Source organism: Sphingobium scionense (assembly GCF_014197035.1).
GTDB classification, from domain to species: domain Bacteria; phylum Pseudomonadota; class Alphaproteobacteria; order Sphingomonadales; family Sphingomonadaceae; genus Sphingobium; species Sphingobium scionense.
Window position 1 is genome coordinate 47925 of sequence record NZ_JACIEU010000019.1, and the last position, 19928, is coordinate 67852.

Sequence of the window (19928 nt, forward strand, 5' to 3'; positions counted from 1 at the left end):
TTTCCTTTCTATCGCTGCCCTTAACGCAGCGCCGTCAGCTTGCCGTCATCGGCAAGGATGTAGAGCATGTTGTTAGCGACGACGGGCGACAGAGACATGGATTTCTTCATGTTCACGTCCTGCTGGACGGTGCCAGTCGCCGGGTCGACATAGTTCATGTCGCCATGCGTGGATACCAGAATCAGGCGACCGCCCGCAAGCACCGGGCCGGTCCAGCGAATCGCCTTGTCCTTCTTCTTTTCTTTCTGCCAGCGGCGCAGCTGGCTGATCCAGCGAATCTTACCCGTGGCGCGGGCCACGCAGAGCAATTTGGCGTCGCTGGTGACGGCAAACACCCATTCACCCGCGATCCACGGGGTGGAGATGCCGGCAATGTTGATTTCCCACAGGCGCTGGCCGCTGGTAAGTTCATAGGAGGCCATGCGGCCACCCTGGCCGATCGCGAAGACGCGGCCACGATCGATTACCGGATTGGCGTCGATATCGGTCAGCGAAGCGACGGCGGTGGAGATGCTGGTGCGCGAAAGCGCATCGCCCCACAGGGTGCGGCCATTTTCATAGCGATAGGCGTTGATTTCGCCCGAGCTGTAGCCCGCGATCACGGTGCCTTGCGCAGCGGCAGGCGCCGCCACGCCGAAGATGCCTGTGACCTGCAACGTACCGCTGTCGGTCCACTGGGTCGCGCCGTCGCTCTGGTTTAGGGCGAAGATCTGATTGTCCTGGCCCATCACATAGACATGGCCATTTTCCAGCGTCGGGGCGCCGCGCAGCGGGCCGCCGGGATGAACCTTCCACCCGATCGAACCGTCGGCGACGTTCATCGATACGACGTCGCCCACGCCGGTGCTGGCGAACAGCTTGTCGCCCAGGACGCTGACGCCGCCGCCGAAGAGGGCACGGCCATTGCCTTCGGCCGGAAGGCTGGTCTGCCACAATTTCTGGCCGGTGTTGGCGTCGAGCGCGATGACATGGGCGCCCGCGTCGATCACGAACAGCTTGCCACCGGCGATGACCGGCGAGGAGGCAAGACGCGCCTGCGGCGTGCTGCCCTCGATCGAACCGGTCCAAACCTGTTGCGGCGATGCGCCCAGCGCCAGATGGCCCATCGCCTTGGACGGATCGCCGCCCGGCTGCGACCATTGGTCATTGGCATAGGATTCGGGCAGGGTAACGGGCACGTCGGCCAGGGTCGGATCGACCTCGATCCCCTGCTCGTTCGACAGGATCGAGGTGCGGTTGCCGACCACCGGGGTCTTGGGGCCGCCCTTCTTGCCGCCGACCACGCCGCAGCCCGCAAGCATCGCTACCAGGGCGACGGTGGTCAGGGTACGGCCCATCCGGCCGAATTTGGTGATGCTGTGCTTAGCCATGCGCTTGCTTATCCCTGTACCGGTTCGGCGGGCGTTTCGACCGCATCAATGCCCAATAGACCCGCCATCTGTCGCGCACGTGAACGGATCGACTGGGGCACATTCTCGTCCTTGGCCATGGCCGCGAACATCGGGCCGGCGAGTTCGGGCTTGCGCATCTTCATATAGGCGATGGCAACCAGTTCGCCGGCGCTGCCGAACCAGGGCGCGCCCTCGACCGCAAGCGGCTTGAGGCGATCGACCACCTGCTGCGGCTTGAGCGCGTCGAATTCGATCGTGGTCTGACGGATCAGGGCCAGGTCGCGATAGGGCTGGTCGAGCGAACTGTCCGCCGCCATCGCTTTATAGGCTTCGATCGCGGCCTTGTTGTCGCCCTTGCGCGCCGCAAGGCCGGCCTTCACCAGCAGGGCGGAGGCGCGGTAGCCGGGCTGGCCGGCCTTGGCCAGCGCATCGATTTCCTTGGCGTCGGGCGTACCACCACCCGCGGCGGTGGTCAGCACCTTATCCATCTGCTCGGACACGGCTTGCGACTGGGTCTTGCTGTAATGCTGCCAGTAGAGCCAGCCACCGAAGGCGGCGAGGCCGACGATCAGCAGGACGGCCAGGGCACGGCCATAACGCTGCCAGAAGGTCAGGAGCTGGTCCTGGCGGACGGCGTCATCGACCTCGCGCATGAAGGCTTCGCTGTTTTGCGGCGTCAGGGCCACGGGAATCTCCGAAAAATGGTCATTAGGGGCAGCCGGAAGGCGGGATCATTAGCGGCGTGGCAGAGACACGCAAATCACTTTTTCGGGCGATAGACCTGATCATCGCCCGGAAAGCTGCGATTGCGCACCTCTGCGGCATAGCTTTCCGCCGCCTGGCTGATCGTTTCCGCGAGGTTGGCATAGCGTTTCACAAAGCGGGCGGTGCGTTCGAACATGCCCAGCATGTCCTCCGCCACCAGCACCTGACCGTCGCAACGGGCCGAGGCGCCGATGCCGATCACGGGTATGTCGACGCTGGTCGTGATGATGTCGGCCAGTTCCTCCATCACCCCTTCGACCACCATGCCGAAGGCGCCGGCGGCCGCCACGGCCTTGGCATCGCCCAGGATCTTGGCATGTTCCTCCTGGCTCTTGCCACGTGCGCCATAGCCGCCCAGCGCGTTCACCGCCTGTGGCGTCAGGCCGATATGGGCCATCACCGGAATGCCGCGCTGGGTCAGGAAGCGGATCGTCTCGGCCATCGCCTCGCCGCCTTCCAGCTTGACGCCGGCGCAGCCGGTTTCGGCCATGACGCGGCTGGCGCTGGCAAAGGCCTGCTGGGGCGAAGCCTCGTAGGAGCCGAAGGGCATGTCGACCAGCACGACGCTGTGATAGCTGCCGCGCACCACGGCGGCGCCATGGGCGATCATCATGTCGAGCGTGACCGGCAAGGTGGACGGCAGGCCATAGATGACCTGCGCCAGCGAATCGCCGACCAGCAGCATGTCGCAATGCGGGTCGAGCAACTGCGCCTGACGCGCGGTATAGGCAGTCAGCATCACCAGCGGCTCGTCGGTCTTGCCCTCAAACTTGCGGCGCTGGATCTGCGGCACGGTCAGCCGCTTCATCGGCGCGGGCGTGGGGTTGGCGCGGCTGGTCGCGGTGTCGAGCGTGAAGGTCGTGGACATGGCCGCGCTCTACCGCAGCCCGGCGCGGCGTGCAAATGCCGGACCGGCCGAAGCGGCATGATGTGCGCTCCGGCCGGTTTTGCTCTCTGCTCCCGATGCGATCAGAAGGAGAATTTGATCGTGCCGCCCCAGGTCTGGGGATCGCCGACCTGGCCGGCGATCAGGCCGGTATTGCCCGGTGCGACCTGGAGGTTTTCGATATAGTTGACGTCGAAGGCATTGCGCACCCAGCCGAACACGTCGAAGCCGTCACCCCGGAAACCGGCACGGAAGTTGGTCAGGGCATAGCCCTTCACTTCGGTGTAGATCGACGGCGAGGCGTTGGAATTCCAGTGCGATCGATAATTGCCGTCTACGCCCAGATAGAGCTGACCGTCCTTCGCCAGCAGATTGACCGGAATGTTATATTCCGCGCCGTAGGAGAAGGCCCATTTCGACACGCCGGGCAGATCCTGACCCGAAATGTCGCACTGACGTGGGCTGAGGGCGCCGGGAACACCAGCCTGCGAATAGTCGGCCGCTTGTCCAGCCGGCTGCAACGTGCCGCCGGACAGTTCGGGCGGGCAGGGGGCGTTGGTGAACTTCTTGTACTTGGCGTCGGTATAGGCGCCATTGGCATAGGCGGTGAACCGGTCGCTGGCGACGATCTTGAAATCCGCCTCGATGCCCTGCGAGCGGACCTTTTCGGCGTTGGCAAGATAGCCGCGCACGGTGCCGAACTGGCCGCCATTCACCGTCGCCTGGAAATTCTTGATCTCCGTGCGGAAGGCGGTGAGGTTGAAGGTCGCACGGCGATCCCAGAACTGGGTCTTGAGGCCGACTTCATAATGATTGACCGATTCCGGCTTCACCGTGCTGGCGTCGTAATTGACCGTATTGTCTGCATTGAGCGGCAGGCCATTCTGGTTGATGCCCAGCGTCTTGAAGCTCTTCGCATAGGTCGCATAGGCCAGCACATCGCGGGCGACCTTGTAATTGACGTTGAAGTCGTAGGTGAAGTTCCAGGCGCTGTCGGACGGCGAGCTGACCTGCGGCTGGTAGACGCCGCACTGCTGGGTCGTGCCCTTGATGGTGCCAGGTTCCGCAACCGTGGTGCAACTGATGGCCTGGCCCTGCGCGTTGGTGACGACACGCTGGTAGAAGCCGGACTTCTTGTCATAGTTGAGGCGCACGCCGGGCTGGATGGTCAGGGCATCCGTAACCTTCCAGCTGAGCTGGCCGAACAGGGCTGCGCTGTCGGCCTTGAGGTACTGGGTGTTGCTGGCGGTCAGGCCCGATAGCGTCGCCGGGATATTGGCAGGGTTGGTCGGATCGGTCGATGGCGCAAGGCTCCATTGAGCCGCGTCGTCGCCCTGCTGCTCGGTGCCCTGGGTGTCGATCCGCTGCTTGAAGCCGAACAGGCCGACGACGAAGTCGACGTCCTTGCTCTCGTAATTATAGCGGAATTCCTGGCTATACTGGTCCTGCTGCGACGGGTTCTGCGATTTGGACACGATCGACAAGCCAGTGAAGTCGCGGTCATTTTCCGGCTTCCAGTCCCAGAAACGCCAGGCGGTGACGGAGGTCAGCGTGCCGGGGCCGATGTCCCATTTGATCTTGGCCGATGCGCCGCCAATCTTGTTGCCGGCGTTGAGGTTGGAATCGAGGTCGGTCAGCCGGTCATAGGGATTGCGGCTGGGCACGACATAGCCCTGCGCAGCGGCCAGCGCGTCATATTGGCGGTTGAGCGGGCGCTGGGTCTTGCCGACGCGCACGAAGGTCGTGCCGCAGCATTCGGGGTCCTGCTTGCTGTAATCGCCCGACAGGGTGATGCTGAAATCGTCATTGGGCTTGAACAGCAACTGGCCGCGAATGCCCAGATTATCCTGTTCGTTGATCCAGCGCTGGCTGGTCACATTGTAGAGCGTGCCGCGACGGCTGGTCGCGGCCACCGCGACGCGCGCGGCGATCGTGTCGGTCAGCGGGCCGGAAATGGCGGCTTTGGCCTGCTTGTAGTTCAAATTGCCGACGGTCAGCTCGGCGCGGCCCTCGAAATCGAAGGTCGGCTGGTTGGTCGTGATGTTGATCGCGCCGGCGGTGGTGTTCTTGCCATAGAGCGTGCCCTGGGGGCCGCGCAGCACTTCTACCTGGTTGACGTCGAGAAAGTCGAAGGTCGCGGCGGCGACGCGGCTGTTATAGACATCGTCGACATAGATGCCGACGCCCTGTTCGAAGCCGTCGCTGGTGAGGCCGAAGGGCACGCCAAGGCCGCGGATATTGACCGAGGTGTTGCGCGGATTGGTGGTATAGACCTGCAGCGTCGGCGCGAGCTGCTGCAGCTTCACGATGTTGAAGTTGCCGGTCGCCTCGATGCTGTCGCCCTTCACCACGGAAATGGCCAAGGGCACTTCCTGCGCGGTTTCCTGGCGGCGGCGGGCGGTGACGACGATCACGTCGCCGCGTGGGCTGCTGGCCTGCTGATCGCCATCAACGGCGGGTTGGGCGGCTTCGGCCGCAAAGACGGCAGGCGTGACAAAAGAAGCGCTCGCCACGCTGGCGAGCAACAGAAAACGCGCAATCATGTTCTTCCCCTTGGTTCCGGAGGTCCGGTGATGTTTTGATCGCGGCGTTTCCGGTGGTCCGGTCAAAGCCGTGCTGGGGTCGTCCCTGGTGATGCGGCGTCCCCAGTGCCGCATCGGCATGCCATCCCCGACATGCCCTGATTCTTGCGCTTGTCCTCCCGTTGATTGGTCAGGCGGTCAGGCGCGTCTTTTCTGTAACGTCGATCTGCACGACGCGGGCGTCGTGGACGGTCAGCGTGATGGAGCCAAAGCGCAGTCCTTCCAGCACGTCGCGCACCTTGTCGATGCTGGCGATGATGTCGGGACGCTGCCCTTCAGGGCGGCTGTGGCGAAGTTCGATGGTTCGGTGTTCGGTCATGTAAAATCCCTCTTGCCGCTTCTTAACTCAACCGCATCAGTAGACAAAAAAGCAAATATAAGGGGCGCGCAAGATTCTCTTGTCGCGCCCCGGCGATGTCTGAGGCCGCTATCAACTCGTCATGTGCAGACTGTTTGATTGGCGATCGAGCCGGGCCATCGGCATGGCCGGGCGCATCTGGCGCACGGCGGACGCCTGTTCCTGCGCATTATCGATCAGCCGTTCGAGCAGCGCCTGGCCAAAGCCCCAGGCACCCAGCCCCGAATCCGCGTTGATATGGCCGCTATGGCCGGCATCGACGAACTGGCTGCCCCAGTTCTTGCCGACGCTGTGGGCGCGTTCGAAGAAGATATAGGGATCGTTGCGACTGGCGACGAGGATGGACGGGAAGGGCAGGGGCGTGCGCGGCGTCGGGCCGAAGCCGCCGATCGTCTCGGGCGTTTCCATCCGGTCGCAATCGGGCGGGGCCACCAGCAGCGCGCCGGTCACCGGCCAGCCATAAGCCTGGCTTTGCAGGGCACCCCACCAGGCAACGGCCAGGCAACCCAGGCTGTGCGCGGCGAGGATGACCGGACCGTCGGCCTGACGAATGGCGGCGTCGAGCCGCGTGACCCAGGCATTGCGATTGGGGCTGGCCCAACTGCCCAGGTCGACTCGCTGGCAATCGCCGCGTCCATTTTCCCACAATGTCTGCCAATGATCGGGGCCGCTATTGTTGAGGCCAGGGATGGTCAATACAACCGGCTGGCGCGCGTCACCCGCATGTCCGAATCGCTCCATGATGAGATCCTCGTCCTATATTCTGAGCCTCTCAAGATAATACTATTCATATAGTAGACAATGGGCGAGCGTCGAAATGTGTCAGAATCTGGGCAACCTGAATGGCAGATAAACGGGCGCACCCGATCGTGGGATACGCGCCCGCATCAAGTCTATGATCCGGCGGGAAAATTACCAAGGATAGATCAGCCCATAATATTGGTAGACGTTGCGACCATAGGCATCGTCGAAGGCGGGACGGTCCTCGTCAAGATAATGGGGGGCCTGTTCCAGCACTTCCCTGGCCAGTTCGATCACGTAGCCGCCCTTATCCGTGTCGTAGGCCAGCATCGACCAGGGTAGCGGATAATGTACATGGCCCATGCCCAGAAAGCCGCCGAAAGACAGCAGCGCATAGCGAACCTGGCCGCTACGCTTATCGACCATGAAATGGGATATCTTGCCCAGCTTGTCGCCCTGGCGATTGTAGACGACCGTGCCCTCGACCCGGTCGGATGCGATCAGGTCATGGCGATATTCGCTCACTATGTCGGTCATTGTCACTCTCCTGCAAAAACATTCTATTCTGGTGCAACCATGGGGAACCGGTGGGGTTCCTCCGCTTCACAGCAAGGAGCATCGGCATGAAGATCAATCGTAGCGGTTCGGCAGCCTGGAGTGGTGGCCTGAAGGATGGCAAGGGCACGATCTCGACCCAGAGCGGGGCGCTCGACGCCTATCCCTATGGCTTCGCCACCCGGTTCGAGGGCGTGCCCGGCAGCAATCCGGAAGAACTGATCGCGGCGGCCCATGCCTCCTGCTTCACCATGGCATTGTCGCTGATCCTGGGCGAAGCCGGGCTGACGGCGGAGAAGATGGAGACGAGCGCGGTCGTCACGCTGGAGCAGCAGGAGGGTGGATTTGCCATCACCGCGAGCAAGCTGACGCTGAAGGCCAAGATTCCCGGCGCCGACGATGCGACCTTCCAGGAACTGGCGGCGAAGGCGAAGGCCGGATGCCCGGTATCGAAACTGCTGAAGGCCGATATCAGCCTGGACGCGGAACTGCTGGCCTAACCTGCCGCGATACGCCTGGCGTGGCGATGTTCACGCCAGGCGATATAGAGGCCGCTGGCGATGATCAGCGCCGCGCCGACCCAGGTGGTCCACATCGGCCAGTCGCCCCAGATCGCCCAGCCCAGCAGGGTGGTCCACAGGATCGAGCTATAATCCATCGGCAGCACCACCGACACCGGCGCCCAGCGCAGCGCTGCGGTGAGGCAGAGCTGCGCAATGCCGCCGAACAGGCCGATCATCAGCAACAGGCCCCAGGTCTGCGCGTCGTGCGGTTGGCCATAGAAGAGCATGCCTATGCCGAGCGGCGGCACGGACAGGGCGGTGAACCAGAAGACGACGACTCCCGCGCTCTCGGTGCGGCCCAGTTCCCGCAGCACCAGGCTGACGCTGGCTGTCACCAGCGCGGCGGTGATGGCAACGGCAACGCCCATGGGCGGAAAATGGCCGCCTTCGGGCCGGACCATGATGAGTACGCCCAGAAAGCCGATCAGGACGGCGGCCCAGCGGTGGATGCCGGTCGGTTCGCGCAGGATCAGCGCCGACAGGATCGTGCCGAAGATCGGCATGGTGAAGCCGATCGTCGTCGCCTCGGCCGGCGGCAGCAGGATGTAGGACAGGAAGTTGAGCGCCATGCCGGTGAGGCCGATGACCATGCGGGTCGCATGGACACTGATCCGCCGGGTGCGGATGGCGCCGATGCCGCTGCTCATCGCGAGCCAGGCGAAGACCACGGGCAGGGCAAGCGCTTGACGGTAGAAGAGGGTTTCGACCAGATGGACGCCATGGGCGTCGGCGACCCGGCCGGTCACGAACATCACCGCCAGGCAGACCACCGCGATCAGGCGCAGGCCGATGGCGAAGAGCGGGCGATGCGGGCGGGACGGGGCGGCGGCGCTGGACACGCCGCTTCCTTAACCCGGTTACGCGATGGCGCAACCGGGCTGGACGGGGTTTCTTACTTGAGCGGCTTGCGGAATTTCAGCGTCATGCGGTCGCTTTCGCCGATCGCGAGATATTTCGCCCTGTCAACTTCGCCGTTACGCAGCGTGGGCGGCAGGGTCCAGACGCCCTTTTCCCAGTCGGCCGTGTCCTTGGGATTGGCGTTCACTTCCGATGCGCCGACATATTCGAAGCCCGCGCCTTCCGCGATGCGGCGGATGGTCGAGACCTTGAGATAGCCGCTGCTCTTTTCCAGCGCCGTGTCGCGATCCTCGGGCAGGCGATGGTCGACGATGCCCAGCGTGCCGCCGGGCTTGAGCATGGCGAAGAAGGCCTTGAAGGTCGCGTCCTCGCTGCCGCCCATGACCATGTTGTGGACATTGCGGAAGGTCAGCACAGTGTCGACGCTGTCGGCCGGGATGCCGGCGGCTTCCTCGGGATAGGCGACCAGCTTCACCTTGTCATAGGCCTGCGGCTTTTCGGCCAGGAACTTCTTGTAGCCGTCAAGATAGCGGCCGGTCGGCTGGAGCGCGTAGAAGCTGCCCTTGTCGCGCAGCAGCGGCGCCAGGATTTCGGTATACCAGCCGCCGCTCGGCGCCCATTCCACCACGGTCTGGCTCGGCGTCACGCCGAAGAAGGCGAGCGTTTCCTGCGGATGGCGATATTTGTCGCGGGCGACATTGGCCGGGGTACGGCTGGACGCGCCGATGGCGGCTGCCACCGGATCGGCACCATGGCCGGCATGCTGGGCGACGGCCGCGCCCAGCGGCAGGAGGGCGAGGGCAGCGGCAAGCGCGATCGATCGGCGGGGAAAAGCGGACATGGGCAACCTCTCAACGGATCTGGAGCGCAGGGTGTGCCGTGCCCGCATCGCACTGGCAAGGAAATCCGGTGCTTAGGGGATGGCCGATCAGGACCAACTGCCGGCTATCGATTCCGCGGTGGCGTCGATGGCGGCCGGCTCATCCTCGCCGGTCAGCGCATAGGACATGTCGCCGCGCCGCCAATAGGCCACCGACTGGGCGCCCTCGCGCACCGAATCCGGCCGCTCGGGCGCGTCGGTGCGCTGGTGCATGGCATAGATGGACAGGTCGCGCCCTTCGGGTGTGCGCAGCGCGATCAGCAGCGCGGGCGTGCGTTCACCGGGAAAGAGCTGGACATCGGTCACGCGCCAGTCGGCGGGCAGGCCAGGAATGTCGATATGGGTGCTGGCCAATATCTCGCGGGGGTCGAAGCTGGGCGATTCGATCTGTCCCTGCATTCGCGCGCGGATCATGGCGACGCGGTGGGAGGTTGCGGCATCGACCACATAGGCGGGCGGCCCGTCGCGCACCATGAGCAGGGCAACGAAGCTTGCCGCCAACAGGGCAAGGCCGCCGCCGGCGCCGATCGCAAAGCGACGATGGCGCGCGGCGGGCGGGCTGATCGCCACCGCCTGTGTCGCCATTGCCTCGGGCAGGGGAGAACGATCCTGCGCCAACAGGCGCAGCCCGGTGCGGGCGCTGAGGTTGCCCATCACCTGCGCGGCAAGGTCGGGCCGGCGCGACAGGCGGGTTTCCACCGCAAAGCGTCGGCCGGGATCGAGCTGGCCGTCGACATAGGCCATCAGTTCGATCTCCGAAGGATCCTCACTCATCCTGTCCTCCCACGATGCGCAGCCGATCGCGCGGCTGCCTGTCCCTGTCCTGTCGCAATGTCGCACGCGCACGGGCAAGGCGCGACATCACCGTGCCGACCGCTATGCCCAGAAGATCGGCGCTTTCCTGATAGCTCAGCCCCTCGACGACGGTCAGGTGCATGACGGCGCGCTGATGGTCGGGCAGGTCGGCAAAGGCGCGGGCGACCTGCATCAGGTCGGCGCGCACCTCCTGCTCGGGATCGGCATGATCGACCTGGATCTGGGCAAAGGCCAGATTGCGGCGCGTTTCCGCCGCCTCGCGTCGCTTGGCCGAGATGAAGACATTGTGGACGATAGCGAGCAGCCAGCGGCGGCGGCTGCGATCGGGCTGGAACTGGTCGCGCCGTTCGATCGCGCGCATCACGGCGTCCTGCACCACATCGTCGGCGGCGACATGGTCGCGCGACAGGGCGCGGGCGTAGCGGCGCATGGCGCGCAGGTCCGCCTCCATTTCCATGTCCGTCCGTTTGCCCGTCATCCACATCATTCCATTGGGGCGCCCGCCAGTTCGCGATAGACGCGCGCCACCGAATTCAGGACATGGTCCCAGCGATAGTCGGCCGCCGTCGCCTCCGCCGCGTGGCCAAGCCGCCGCCTTAGGCCGGTGTCGTGGACGAGGGAAGCCAGGCCGTCGGCATAGGCGCGAACGTCGCCGGGCGGGACCAGCAGGCCATTGACGCCATTATCGATCAGCGCGGATGCGCTGGGGACGTCGGCCGACAGGACGGCAAGGCCGCTGGCCATCGCCTCCAGATTGACGTTGCCAAACGCTTCCGTGACGCTGGGATTGACCAATATGTCGGCGCTGGCGACCAGTGCGCCGAGACGCGCCCCTTCGACATGGCCGGCGAAGCTGGCATTGGGCAAATGGCGTGCAAGGGCGTCGCGCGCCGGGCCATCGCCCAGGATCAGGGGGCGCAGCGACAGACCGCTGGCGCGCGCCGCCATGATGGCGTCGGCGAAGATATCGAGCCCCTTTTCCCGGACCAGCCGGCCGAAGAAGAGCGGCACGACATCGTCGGGCGCATAGCCAAGCTGGGCGCGCAGGCTTTCGTCCCGCATCGCCGGGTGGAAGACGGATCGATCGACGCCCCGGCTCCAGAGGGCAATGCGCTCGGCGCCATGGGTCGCGGCCAGTTCCGCAGCGATCGGCGGGGTCGGGGCGAGGATGTGGTCGCAATCGCCATAGAAGCGATCGAGATAGGCCTCGACCTGTCGCCGCAGGAAGCCGAGGCGATAATAAGTCAGATAGGTCTCGAAACGGGTGTGCAGGCTGGCGACGGTCGGAACGGCGTTGCGCCGCGCCCAGTTCAGCGCCTGCCGGCCGAGCAGGTCGGGCGCGGACAGATGCACGATATCAGGCTGGAACGCCTCCAGATCGGCGCGGGCGGCACGGGCCAGGCCGATCGCGAGCCGATATTCCGGGCGACCGGGAATGCAGAGCGAGCGCACCGATCGGACATCACCGGCCGAGGGGAAAGCGGGTGTCGGCGCGGTGGGCGAATAGATGCGCACCTCTGCGCCATGCTGGTCCAGCATATGCCGGACCAGGCGGTTGAGCGCCCGGTTCGCGCCGTCGCGGACGCAAGCATAATTGCCCGAAAATAGTGCGATCTTCAGCGGCCGGGATGATGCCGACGCCGCGGCGACCGGCAGGGCGGCATGAATATGGGCGCGAAGGGAAGAGAGCGGGGAATGCAGCGTCATGCCCCGCTTACGCTTGTCGGATTGCGCCTATTCCATTGATGGCCAATTAAAATTGACGAATGATGCGCAGGCCGGCGGTGGGACGGAAGACATCGCCGCGCGGCCGTTCCGCGCCAAGGCCCGCCTGCATGGCGAAATTGACGCCCAGTTGCTGGTGCAATTGCGGGATCAGCAGCAGGCCGCCTTCGCTGCCGCCCTGATAGTTGATCTCCAGCCCCAATATCTGCCCATCGCGGCTGTTGTAGAAGGCGGAATGGTTGAGGATTACCCCATTGCGGCCATGGCCGCCCGACAGCTTTACGTCGGCTAGGCCCGCCATCGTCACGCTGCTCCAGCGGCTATTATAGCGATGGGCGGCCATATAGGCGAAGCTGCTGCGATACTGTTTGGCGCGGCGGTCATAGATGCCGAGATATTGAACACCATGGCCGGTGCGCCCGCCGCCGGTGGTCCCGAAACTCGCCTGCAGGCCCAGCTTCAGTTCGGCGAGGCGGCCGTTGACGAAGGGCAGTTCGCCCTCGATCGCGAAACCGTCGGCAAAGGCATATTCGACCTCCGGCGCCCAATGGACGGCGTCGTCATCGCCCGACAGCGGAACGGTTGCCAGCGTATTGACCTCCAGTTCGCCGCGCTTGGCGCCCAGCGGCCGCATCATGTCGAAGATCATCGGTTCGGGCACGTCGGGATAGGCGTCGGACGCCAGCGCGACATCGCCCAGAATGGCGCTCGCCATGGCGGCAAGGCCATGGCGGGAAAGGGATCGAACGGACAAGGAAGGCTGCTCCCGCGATGAGGATGTGAGGATTCACATCGCCGTCTACGCGGGAGCGGGCGCCTTTATTCCCTGAGGGTCAGAGGCAGGCTTCCAGATAAGGCTGATCGAAGCCGAACATGCGCGCCTTGTCGAGCGTATAGGGGCGCAGGCCCATCGAGCGATATTCGCCGATGATCTTACCGCTGTCATCCTCGTCATGATATTCGAACTTGAACAGTTCCTGGGTGACGATGACGTCGCCTTCCATGCCGATCACCTCGGTCACATTGGTGACGCGGCGCGAGCCGTCGCGCAGACGCTTGACCTGAACGATCAGGTCGACCGAGTCGGCGATCTGCTTGGAAATGGCTTCCTTCGGGATCTTGATGTCGCCCATCAGGATCATGTTTTCCATACGGCCCAGGCATTCGCGCGGCGAGTTGCTGTGGAGCGTACACATGGAGCCGTCATGGCCGGTGTTCATCGCGGCGAGCAGGTCGAAACATTCCGCGCCACGAATTTCGCCCAGGATGATGCGGTCGGGACGCATACGCAGGGCGTTCTTGACGAGATCGCCGATGGTGATCGCGCCCTGGCCTTCCAGGTTGGGCGGGCGGGTTTCGAGCGGCAGCCAGTGCGGCTGCTGCAGGCGCAGTTCGGCCGCGTCCTCGATAGTCAGCACGCGCTCGCCCGGATCGATCATCTTCGACAGCGCATTGAGCATCGTCGTCTTGCCCGAACCGGTACCGCCCGAAATGACGATGTTGAAACGGCAGGCGCCGGCGATCTTGAGCGCGGTCGCCATCTTCTGGTTCATCGCGCCCCACTGGGCGAGCATGTCGATGGTGATCGGCTTGGCCGAGAATTTACGGATCGAGATGGCCGTGCCCTTGAGGCTGAGCGGCGGCACGATCACGTTGACACGCGAACCATCGGGCAGGCGGGCGTCGGCCAGCGGCGTGGTCTGGTCGACGCGGCGGCCGACCTTGTTCACGATGCGCTGGGCGATCTGGAACAGATGCTCTTCATCGCGAAACTTGATCGGCGCGATCTGGAGCTTGCCCTTCTTTTCGACATAGGTCTGTTCCGGGCCGTTGACCATGATGTCGCTGATGTCCGGGTCGGACAGCAGTTCTTCGAGCGGACCGAGGCCGAGCAGTTCATCGACCAGAACCTTTTCCAGCGCGAACTGTTCGCGGCGGTTGAGGGTCAGTTTCAGTTCTGCCAGCACTTCCATGATGATCGGGCGGAATTCTTCCGCCAGTTCATCCTTGGTGAGGGTCGCGGCCGCTTCAGGATCGACGCGTTCGAGCAGGCGCGGCAGCACCTGTTCCTTGATCTTGTGAACCGACGCCTCGAACCCCTGCGGACCGGCATCGGCGACATGTTCGGCATTGGCGCGTTCGGACAGGCGCGACATGGCGTCCGCATTGCGCTGCATCTGGCTGGTCGGGGCCGACAGCGGATCGAGCGGAATGTCTCCCGGCAGCGCCGCCAGATCGAGCGGCGGGAACTGGTCGCCGCCACGTGGGGCCTCATCACGGGCGCCGCCGGCGCTGTGCATCGGCCGGGCGACGCCGAATCCCGGCTTGATGCCGGCAGGTCCATTTTTCCGTCCAAATGCGCTCATAACTCTCCGCCGGAATTCTGCGATCGGGCCAGCCACCCCAAAATGGGCCGATTCACCATGGCTGGAGAAGGTGAATAAGCTGGAAACTTTGACAAATGGCTAATGGGTCGGCGCCACAGAAGGAGCGCCAGCATCAGCACAGCGGCAAGGCTGATGGCCGTGCCGACGCTTTCCTGCCACAGGCGGACGCGTTCGATCCGGTAGATGCCCGGTCGTGCATCGAAGTGGATCAGCGGGCCATGGGAAGGCACCGGCTGACCGTTGTGCGTCACCCGCCAGATCGGGAAGGCGGCATGGCCCATGGTCACGGGACCGGGGCGGGTGACGACGATCCGGTCGCCGCGCGGCAGGGCGCGCCAGGGGCGCAGGTCGGTCGAGCGATCATAGCGATCGACGCGGGCAATGTCGAAACCGGCCGGAAGATATTCGGGGGCGTCGGGGACGATCCGGTCGAGCCGGGCATAGTCGATCGGCAGGCGCAGATTGGCGCGGGTGATGGCGCCGCTGACCAGATAGGGGAACAGCAGCAGCATGCCGACACCCGCGAGCAAGACAGGCCGGGGACGATAGGTCATCAGCGCGGTGACGGTCGCAAATTCGACGATGCCCAGCGCTCGCCAGGGGAATTGCGTCTTGTCCAGAAGGTCGATCTGCCAGAGGAACGGGATGAGGTTGATCGACGCCAGGGCGGTGACGATCGCGATCCCCGACCAGATCGACCGGCCGGGCCAAGCCAACAGTCCCAGTCCCAGCGCGATGCAGGGAAATAGCACGAAATCTTCGCGCCAGATCGACCAGTTGGCGGCGTGATATTTGCCGGTCCATAGCAAGGCAGTCGACATATGCGCCTGCAGCGTGGCGGCGGGCAACAGGTAGAAGGCGGCCAGGGCAAAGGCGAGGATGCCTGCGATCAGTCCGGGAACCAGCGTCGAGCGGTCCTGCCATATCCGATGCAGCATCAGCGGCGCGATCAGGAACAGGCCGGTGAGCGTGGCCACCGGCAAATGGGTGAGAATGAGCGCGCCATAGCTGAGCGCGAGCAGGGCGATGCCGCCGCGCGAGGGCAGGCGCGCAATCCCCAGGGCAATCAGCGGCAGCCAGATGAAGGCAGCAAATTCGGCCAGTGCGCCGCGCACATAGAAATCATGGAGATGATAGGGCGCCAGCATATAGAGCGCGGCGCCCAGCAGCGGATGCGTACCCCGCGACGCAAGCCAGCGATGCATCGTCATGCCCGACGCGACGAGCAGCAGGAGCGCGGCGACATTGATCGCCTGGAGAACCGAAAGGCCCATCGCCGCCAGGCCGCCTGACAGCCAATAGGCGAGCGGCGGATAGAAATAGAAGGTCGGGCTGCCCATCCCTTCGAAGCTGCGGGGGAGCCAGCGTTCATACAGGTGCCCTGCCGCCATTTGCTCGCCGAAATGGCCGGTCCACATATAATTATAGAGATAGGAATGGCTGGCCCCTGGGCCGAACAGGAAGGAGGGCAGCATCAACAGGAGGCCTAGCGCGGCCAATATGGTCGTGGGGTGACGAAGAAGGCCGGAGGCGAAGCGCATGGCGGCCCTGATGCCGCAATAGGGTAAACGAAGCGTAAGTCCTGTTTGGCGGTTACTCGTCATTAACCATTCTGGCCGATAGCGAGCATAAGTGTCTGGCAGGATATCCATGCGCCATGCGAACCGTGTCGATCGTCATTCCCGTTTTCAACGAACAGGACAGCCTGTCGCTGTTTCTGGATGCTGCGCGTCCAGCGCTGGCCGATGCGCTGGCGCTGATCGGGCCGGGTGCGCGGGCCGAATATCTGTTCGTTGATGATGGCAGTACGGACCGCACCGCTGATGTGCTGGCAATTCTGTCGCGCCTGAACGGCGATGTCCGCTGCATTACTTTGTCCCGCAATTTCGGCAAGGAAGCGGCATTGGCCGCCGGCATCGATCATGCTCGGGGCGACGCCGTCATCCCGATCGATGTCGACTTGCAGGATCCGCCGGCGGTGATCGTGGAGATGGTGCGATATTGGCTGGCCGGCGCGCAGGTCGTCAATGCCCGGCGGGTCGATCGGTCGACCGACAGCTGGTTCAAGCGCTGGAGCGCGCGCAGCTTCTATCGCCTGCTCAATCGCCTGTCCGATTATCCCATCCCTGAAAATGTCGGCGATTTCCGACTTCTCGATCGACAGGCTGTCGATGTCGTCAAGCAACTGGGCGAGCAGGCACGGTTCAACAAGGGGCTTTTCAGCTGGATCGGCTTTCGCGTCGCGACGGTTGACTATAGCCGCGCGCGCCGGGAAGCGGGCACCACCAAATGGCGGCTGGGCAAGCTCTGGTCGCTGGCGGTGGACGGCATTACCGCGTCGACCACCATGCCGCTGCGCATCTGGTCCTATATCGGTGGCGGCATCGCGTTGCTGGCCTTTGCCTATGCGGCCTTCCTGGTCGTGCATACGCTGGTCACCGGGGTCGATACGCCAGGCTATGCCTCCATCATGGTGGCGGTGCTGGGGCTGGGCGGGCTCAATCTGATGAGCCTAGGGATCATTGGCGAATATCTGGGCCGCGTCGCGCGCGAAGTGCGGCAGCGGCCGCTCTATGTGATTGCGGACGAGCAGGGCGGCGGCGTGGCCGCGCCGGTGCCGGTTGCGGCGCTATCTGGGGAGGATCAGGGGACATGGACCAATCAGCCTATGCGAGCATGAGCGCACAGGAAGGCAATCATTGGTGGTTCGTGGCCCGGCGGGCCATATTGGAAACGCTGATCCGGTCGCGCATTGCCCCTCCGCAGGACGCGCGGATATTGGAGGCGGGATGCGGCACTGGCGGCAATCTGGCGATGCTGGCGGCACACGGTACAGTGGACGCGCTGGAATATGATGCCGGCGCCCGAGCCCTGGCGCGCGCGCGCGGGATCGGCCGGGTCGAACCGGGCATGCTGCCCCATAAGATCGGCTTTGATGAAGACAGCTATGATCTGATCGCGCTGCTCGATGTGCTGGAACATGTCGAGCAGGATCGGGCATCGCTGGCCGCATTGCGGGCGCGGCTCGCACCGGGCGGACGGATGTTGCTGACGGTGCCGGCCGTGCCCTGGCTCTGGTCGGATCATGATGTGCTGCATCATCACAAGCGCCGATATACCCGGGGCAGCCTGATCCGGGTGGCGCGTGAGGCTGGTTTGACGGTCGAGGCGGTGGGCTATTTCAACAGCTTGCTGTTTCCGCTGGCGATGGCCACGCGGATGGCGCAGCGGCTGTTGAAGCGCAAGAGCGAGGGTGATATCCAGCCCTCGCCGCCGGTCAATGGATTGCTGCGACGCATCTTTGCCTGGGAACGGCATCTGCTGGGTCGCATCCGTTTTCCGATCGGCTTGTCACTCTACGCGATCCTGTCGGTCTGAGATCGGGGCATCCGGCTTGTCCGGATGATGCCATGCCCCATCCCAGCAGCGTGCGGGATCGATGCTGGGGATGCGGGCGGGATTGGCCGGACGAACCCAAGCCGGCATCGCGGGCAGGGGGGCCAGATAGGATCCTTTGGGGAAGCTGCCGAAGCTCTGGTCCCAGGCGCCGGAAAAGCTGCATCGAACCCGTGGCGCCGCCGGATAGGCCAATGCACGGCGGATCTCGGCGAGGCCGGTGATGCTGCCGATCAACAGCATGGCGATCAGCCAGTGGCGGATCATGCCGCCCCGACCAAACGCATCGACCAGCATGACGGCCAGGATTGCGAGCGCACTGATCGAACCGCGCATCATGAAGTCGGTCGACCAGCCGATCTGGACGAAGGGAATGAGCAACAGCCAGGCGGTCGCGACCAGCAGCGTGTCCAGCCCAAAAGGGGTGGATCGGCCCAGCCATGCCAGGGGCAAGGCGTAGACCAGCACCTCCAGCAGTTCAAACAGTCCCCATTGCAGTGGCGCCAGCGCCATGATCTTGACACCGACATCGGCGGGTGCAGCGCTCATATAGGCAAGGCCGGGAACTGCTAGCAGGGTGGCCAAGGCAGGATAGAGGATGGCGGCGGGCATCAATGCACGCAGGCGCAATGTGCGGATTGCGGCCAGTGCGGCGAAGGGCATTGCCCCCATCAGTCCCAGCGGCGACCAGAGGGCGGTCAGAGGCAGCAGGCTGAGATAGGCGGCGAGGGGCAGACGGCCGCGTCGCCACAGCAGATAGCCCAGCGCGCCGATCCAGCCGGACAGCGCATGGTTGGGCACCCAGAAGGCAAGGGTGATGGTGGAACTATATTGGAGATAGGCCCAGTTTTCGAGATGGTCAGACAGGCCGTCGCGAAAGAGCATCCGGCCCAGGGCGTCCAGGCCGCTAAATGCCAGGAAGACGAGGAGCGCGATCAGTCGGGCACGACGGGTATCGAACAGCGTGGAGCCGAGGCCGAGCATGGCGGCGAGCATCAGACTGTTCTGGATCAACAGGGCGAGGTCGCCGGCGCGGTCGCCCCCTGCCTTCGCCGCGAGTGCCGGGACCAGGAACATGCCGATGGGCGCGCGCAGCACTGTGGGTACCACCTGATCGCCATAGACGAACGGCCAGGGATGCAGCCCCATGTCGCGCAGCACGGCAAAGCGAACCTGCCAGTCGATATTGGCGTAGAAGAAACGACCTTCGCCCCCCAACATTAGCAGGATAAGCGCGACCGACAGGCAGGCGATCAGGGTCGCGAGGGTCGGCCCCTGTCGGTCGGGCATGGCGCGCACGGTCGCGACGCATAGTCCGCCGATCAGCAACGCCCCGAGCGGATAGACCCAGACGGGCATGATATCGAGAAAGCGCCACAGCAGCAGTTGATCCAGCCCGAGCCAGGATAGCAACGCAGCAATCAGCCAGCCCGAGGGCAGTTGGCGTGCCAGCCAAGAGGGCGATCCGTTCGCCGGCGGAGTGAAGGCGGGTTCATTCTGGACGGGGGCGGTAAAGGCGAGGGCGGTCATCGGCACACGGCACTCACAAGAAAAAGGGGCGCGAAGCGCGCCCCTTGGTCCGTTCGTCTGGCATGAATGCGGCAGGTTGGAAAGAGCCTGGCTCCCCCATCGGCCTGCGCGCCAGGAAGCCTCAGCCCGCCTTTTCGGCGAGAACCGTCAGGCCCTTTTCATTCACTTCGGCAAAGCCGCCCTCGACCGGGATGACTTCCGGTGCGGCGCCGGCGCTGGCGAAGATCTGGATCGCGCCGTCGCGCACGGTCGACATGAAGGGCGCATGGCCCTCCAGCACGCCGAAGTCGCCATCGGTGCCGGGAACGACGACCTGATAGACCTCTTCCGAGCGGACGAGCTTTTCAGGGGTCACGAGTTCGAAATGCAGTGCCATTCTAAAATCTCCCCCCTCCCTGAAAGGGAGGGGCCGGGGGTGGGTGCCATCGCCATGCGATGGCCTGCGCCCTAGCCGAGAGGCAGGAAGCTCGCTTCGCTCGCTACCCACCCCTCAAT

Annotated in this window: 20 protein-coding genes; 3 read left to right on the top strand and 17 right to left on the bottom strand. The window is 64.3% G+C overall.

The genetic code is table 11. The annotated features are described in order from the left end of the window. Window positions 1-20: 20 nt before the first annotated feature. The 7 genes from GGQ90_RS20210 to GGQ90_RS20240 all read right to left on the bottom strand — a co-directional run bounded on the left by GGQ90_RS20210 (window position 21) and on the right by GGQ90_RS20240 (window position 7260). Window positions 21-1370 carry a PQQ-binding-like beta-propeller repeat protein gene (locus GGQ90_RS20210; RefSeq protein ID WP_188083698.1) on the bottom strand — a complete coding sequence of 450 codons (1350 nt, stop codon included), beginning with the start codon at window positions 1368-1370 and terminating at the stop codon, window positions 21-23. An 8-nt stretch (window positions 1371-1378) separates the two neighbouring features. Further along, window positions 1379-2077 carry a tetratricopeptide repeat protein gene (locus tag GGQ90_RS20215; RefSeq protein WP_188083699.1) on the bottom strand — a complete coding sequence of 233 codons (699 nt, stop codon included), beginning with the start codon at window positions 2075-2077 and terminating at the stop codon, window positions 1379-1381. A gap of 74 nt (window positions 2078-2151) precedes the next feature. Continuing rightward, window positions 2152-3024, bottom strand: coding sequence for a 3-methyl-2-oxobutanoate hydroxymethyltransferase (gene panB / locus GGQ90_RS20220; RefSeq protein WP_004210735.1), 873 nt, complete (start codon window positions 3022-3024; stop codon window positions 2152-2154). 101 nt (window positions 3025-3125) lie between these two features. Further along, on the bottom strand, window positions 3126-5585 hold the full coding sequence (locus tag GGQ90_RS20225; RefSeq protein WP_188083700.1) for a TonB-dependent receptor: 2460 nt from the start codon (window positions 5583-5585) through the stop codon (window positions 3126-3128). Window positions 5586-5754: 169 nt separating this feature from the next. Further along, window positions 5755-5943: a YezD family protein gene (locus tag GGQ90_RS20230; RefSeq protein ID WP_188083701.1), complete on the bottom strand. Its 189-nt coding sequence runs from the start codon at window positions 5941-5943 to the stop codon at window positions 5755-5757. A gap of 111 nt (window positions 5944-6054) precedes the next feature. Further along, on the bottom strand, window positions 6055-6723 hold the full coding sequence (locus GGQ90_RS20235; RefSeq protein WP_188083702.1) for an RBBP9/YdeN family alpha/beta hydrolase: 669 nt from the start codon (window positions 6721-6723) through the stop codon (window positions 6055-6057). A 171-nt stretch (window positions 6724-6894) separates the two neighbouring features. Beyond that, window positions 6895-7260 carry a PRC-barrel domain-containing protein gene (locus tag GGQ90_RS20240; protein ID WP_188083703.1) on the bottom strand — a complete coding sequence of 122 codons (366 nt, stop codon included), beginning with the start codon at window positions 7258-7260 and terminating at the stop codon, window positions 6895-6897. 86 nt (window positions 7261-7346) lie between these two features. Between GGQ90_RS20240 and GGQ90_RS20245 the strand changes: the two genes are divergently transcribed. Further along, on the top strand, window positions 7347-7778 hold the full coding sequence (locus GGQ90_RS20245) for an OsmC family protein (RefSeq protein WP_010338567.1): 432 nt from the start codon (window positions 7347-7349) through the stop codon (window positions 7776-7778). Here GGQ90_RS20245 and GGQ90_RS20250 read toward each other — a convergent pair. The 8 genes from GGQ90_RS20250 to GGQ90_RS20285 form a co-directional block, all read right to left on the bottom strand. Further along, the gene (locus GGQ90_RS20250) at window positions 7775-8680 is read right to left on the bottom strand and encodes an EamA family transporter (protein WP_188083704.1); all 906 of its coding nucleotides are present in this window, start codon (window positions 8678-8680) and stop codon (window positions 7775-7777) included. The two genes, GGQ90_RS20245 and GGQ90_RS20250, sit on opposite strands and share 4 nt — an antisense overlap. A gap of 53 nt (window positions 8681-8733) precedes the next feature. Then, the gene (locus tag GGQ90_RS20255) at window positions 8734-9540 is read right to left on the bottom strand and encodes a class I SAM-dependent methyltransferase (RefSeq protein WP_188083705.1); all 807 of its coding nucleotides are present in this window, start codon (window positions 9538-9540) and stop codon (window positions 8734-8736) included. An 87-nt stretch (window positions 9541-9627) separates the two neighbouring features. Then, complete coding sequence (locus GGQ90_RS20260; RefSeq protein WP_188083706.1) at window positions 9628-10353, bottom strand: anti-sigma factor family protein; 726 nt, start codon at window positions 10351-10353, stop codon at window positions 9628-9630. Beyond that, window positions 10346-10873 (bottom strand): sigma-70 family RNA polymerase sigma factor, encoded by a 528-nt coding sequence (locus GGQ90_RS20265; RefSeq protein WP_235681992.1) that lies wholly within the window; start codon window positions 10871-10873, stop codon window positions 10346-10348. Before GGQ90_RS20265 ends, GGQ90_RS20260 begins: the two co-directional genes overlap by 8 nt. Window positions 10874-10878: 5 nt before the next feature. After that, window positions 10879-12102 carry a glycosyltransferase family 4 protein gene (locus GGQ90_RS20270; RefSeq protein WP_188083707.1) on the bottom strand — a complete coding sequence of 408 codons (1224 nt, stop codon included), beginning with the start codon at window positions 12100-12102 and terminating at the stop codon, window positions 10879-10881. Between the two features lie 46 nt (window positions 12103-12148). Further along, complete coding sequence (locus tag GGQ90_RS20275) at window positions 12149-12835, bottom strand: hypothetical protein (protein WP_188083731.1); 687 nt, start codon at window positions 12833-12835, stop codon at window positions 12149-12151. Between the two features lie 118 nt (window positions 12836-12953). Beyond that, on the bottom strand, window positions 12954-14486 hold the full coding sequence (locus GGQ90_RS20280) for a TadA family conjugal transfer-associated ATPase (protein ID WP_188083708.1): 1533 nt from the start codon (window positions 14484-14486) through the stop codon (window positions 12954-12956). Next, a complete protein-coding gene (locus GGQ90_RS20285) occupies window positions 14483-16048 on the bottom strand; it encodes a glycosyltransferase family protein (RefSeq protein WP_188083709.1) in 1566 nt (521 codons plus the stop codon). Before GGQ90_RS20285 ends, GGQ90_RS20280 begins: the two co-directional genes overlap by 4 nt. 116 nt (window positions 16049-16164) lie before the next feature. Here GGQ90_RS20285 and GGQ90_RS20290 point away from each other — a divergent pair, with 116 nt between their 5' ends. Next, window positions 16165-17187, top strand: a complete 1023-nt coding sequence (locus GGQ90_RS20290; protein WP_188083710.1) for a glycosyltransferase family 2 protein — start codon at window positions 16165-16167, stop codon at window positions 17185-17187. Beyond that, complete coding sequence (locus GGQ90_RS20295; RefSeq protein ID WP_188083711.1) at window positions 17160-17885, top strand: class I SAM-dependent methyltransferase; 726 nt, start codon at window positions 17160-17162, stop codon at window positions 17883-17885. Before GGQ90_RS20290 ends, GGQ90_RS20295 begins: the two co-directional genes overlap by 28 nt. Here GGQ90_RS20295 and GGQ90_RS20300 read toward each other — a convergent pair. Then, window positions 17859-19433: a hypothetical protein gene (locus GGQ90_RS20300; RefSeq protein WP_246428338.1), complete on the bottom strand. Its 1575-nt coding sequence runs from the start codon at window positions 19431-19433 to the stop codon at window positions 17859-17861. The two genes, GGQ90_RS20295 and GGQ90_RS20300, sit on opposite strands and share 27 nt — an antisense overlap. 121 nt (window positions 19434-19554) lie before the next feature. Next, window positions 19555-19809 (bottom strand): ATP synthase F1 subunit epsilon, encoded by a 255-nt coding sequence (locus tag GGQ90_RS20305; protein WP_037511454.1) that lies wholly within the window; start codon window positions 19807-19809, stop codon window positions 19555-19557. Window positions 19810-19928: the final 119 nt, after the last annotated feature.

Coding starts and splice junctions, on each gene's coding strand:
- GGQ90_RS20270 (WP_188083707.1), bottom strand. CDS start 12,102: ATGACGCTGCATTCCCCGCTCTCTTCCCTTCGCGCCCATATTCATGCC.
- GGQ90_RS20235 (WP_188083702.1), bottom strand. CDS start 6,723: ATGGAGCGATTCGGACATGCGGGTGACGCGCGCCAGCCGGTTGTATTG.
- GGQ90_RS20210 (WP_188083698.1), bottom strand. CDS start 1,370: ATGGCTAAGCACAGCATCACCAAATTCGGCCGGATGGGCCGTACCCTG.
- GGQ90_RS20290 (WP_188083710.1), top strand. CDS start 16,165: ATGCGAACCGTGTCGATCGTCATTCCCGTTTTCAACGAACAGGACAGC.
- GGQ90_RS20295 (WP_188083711.1), top strand. CDS start 17,160: ATGGACCAATCAGCCTATGCGAGCATGAGCGCACAGGAAGGCAATCAT.
- GGQ90_RS20305 (WP_037511454.1), bottom strand. CDS start 19,809: ATGGCACTGCATTTCGAACTCGTGACCCCTGAAAAGCTCGTCCGCTCG.
- panB (WP_004210735.1), bottom strand. CDS start 3,024: ATGTCCACGACCTTCACGCTCGACACCGCGACCAGCCGCGCCAACCCC.
- GGQ90_RS20275 (WP_188083731.1), bottom strand. CDS start 12,835: ATGGCGAGCGCCATTCTGGGCGATGTCGCGCTGGCGTCCGACGCCTAT.
- GGQ90_RS20280 (WP_188083708.1), bottom strand. CDS start 14,486: ATGAGCGCATTTGGACGGAAAAATGGACCTGCCGGCATCAAGCCGGGA.
- GGQ90_RS20255 (WP_188083705.1), bottom strand. CDS start 9,540: ATGTCCGCTTTTCCCCGCCGATCGATCGCGCTTGCCGCTGCCCTCGCC.
- GGQ90_RS20265 (WP_235681992.1), bottom strand. CDS start 10,873: ATGACGGGCAAACGGACGGACATGGAAATGGAGGCGGACCTGCGCGCC.
- GGQ90_RS20230 (WP_188083701.1), bottom strand. CDS start 5,943: ATGACCGAACACCGAACCATCGAACTTCGCCACAGCCGCCCTGAAGGG.
- GGQ90_RS20240 (WP_188083703.1), bottom strand. CDS start 7,260: ATGACCGACATAGTGAGCGAATATCGCCATGACCTGATCGCATCCGAC.
- GGQ90_RS20245 (WP_010338567.1), top strand. CDS start 7,347: ATGAAGATCAATCGTAGCGGTTCGGCAGCCTGGAGTGGTGGCCTGAAG.
- GGQ90_RS20300 (WP_246428338.1), bottom strand. CDS start 19,433: ATGACCGCCCTCGCCTTTACCGCCCCCGTCCAGAATGAACCCGCCTTC.
- GGQ90_RS20225 (WP_188083700.1), bottom strand. CDS start 5,585: ATGATTGCGCGTTTTCTGTTGCTCGCCAGCGTGGCGAGCGCTTCTTTT.
- GGQ90_RS20260 (WP_188083706.1), bottom strand. CDS start 10,353: ATGAGTGAGGATCCTTCGGAGATCGAACTGATGGCCTATGTCGACGGC.
- GGQ90_RS20285 (WP_188083709.1), bottom strand. CDS start 16,048: ATGCGCTTCGCCTCCGGCCTTCTTCGTCACCCCACGACCATATTGGCC.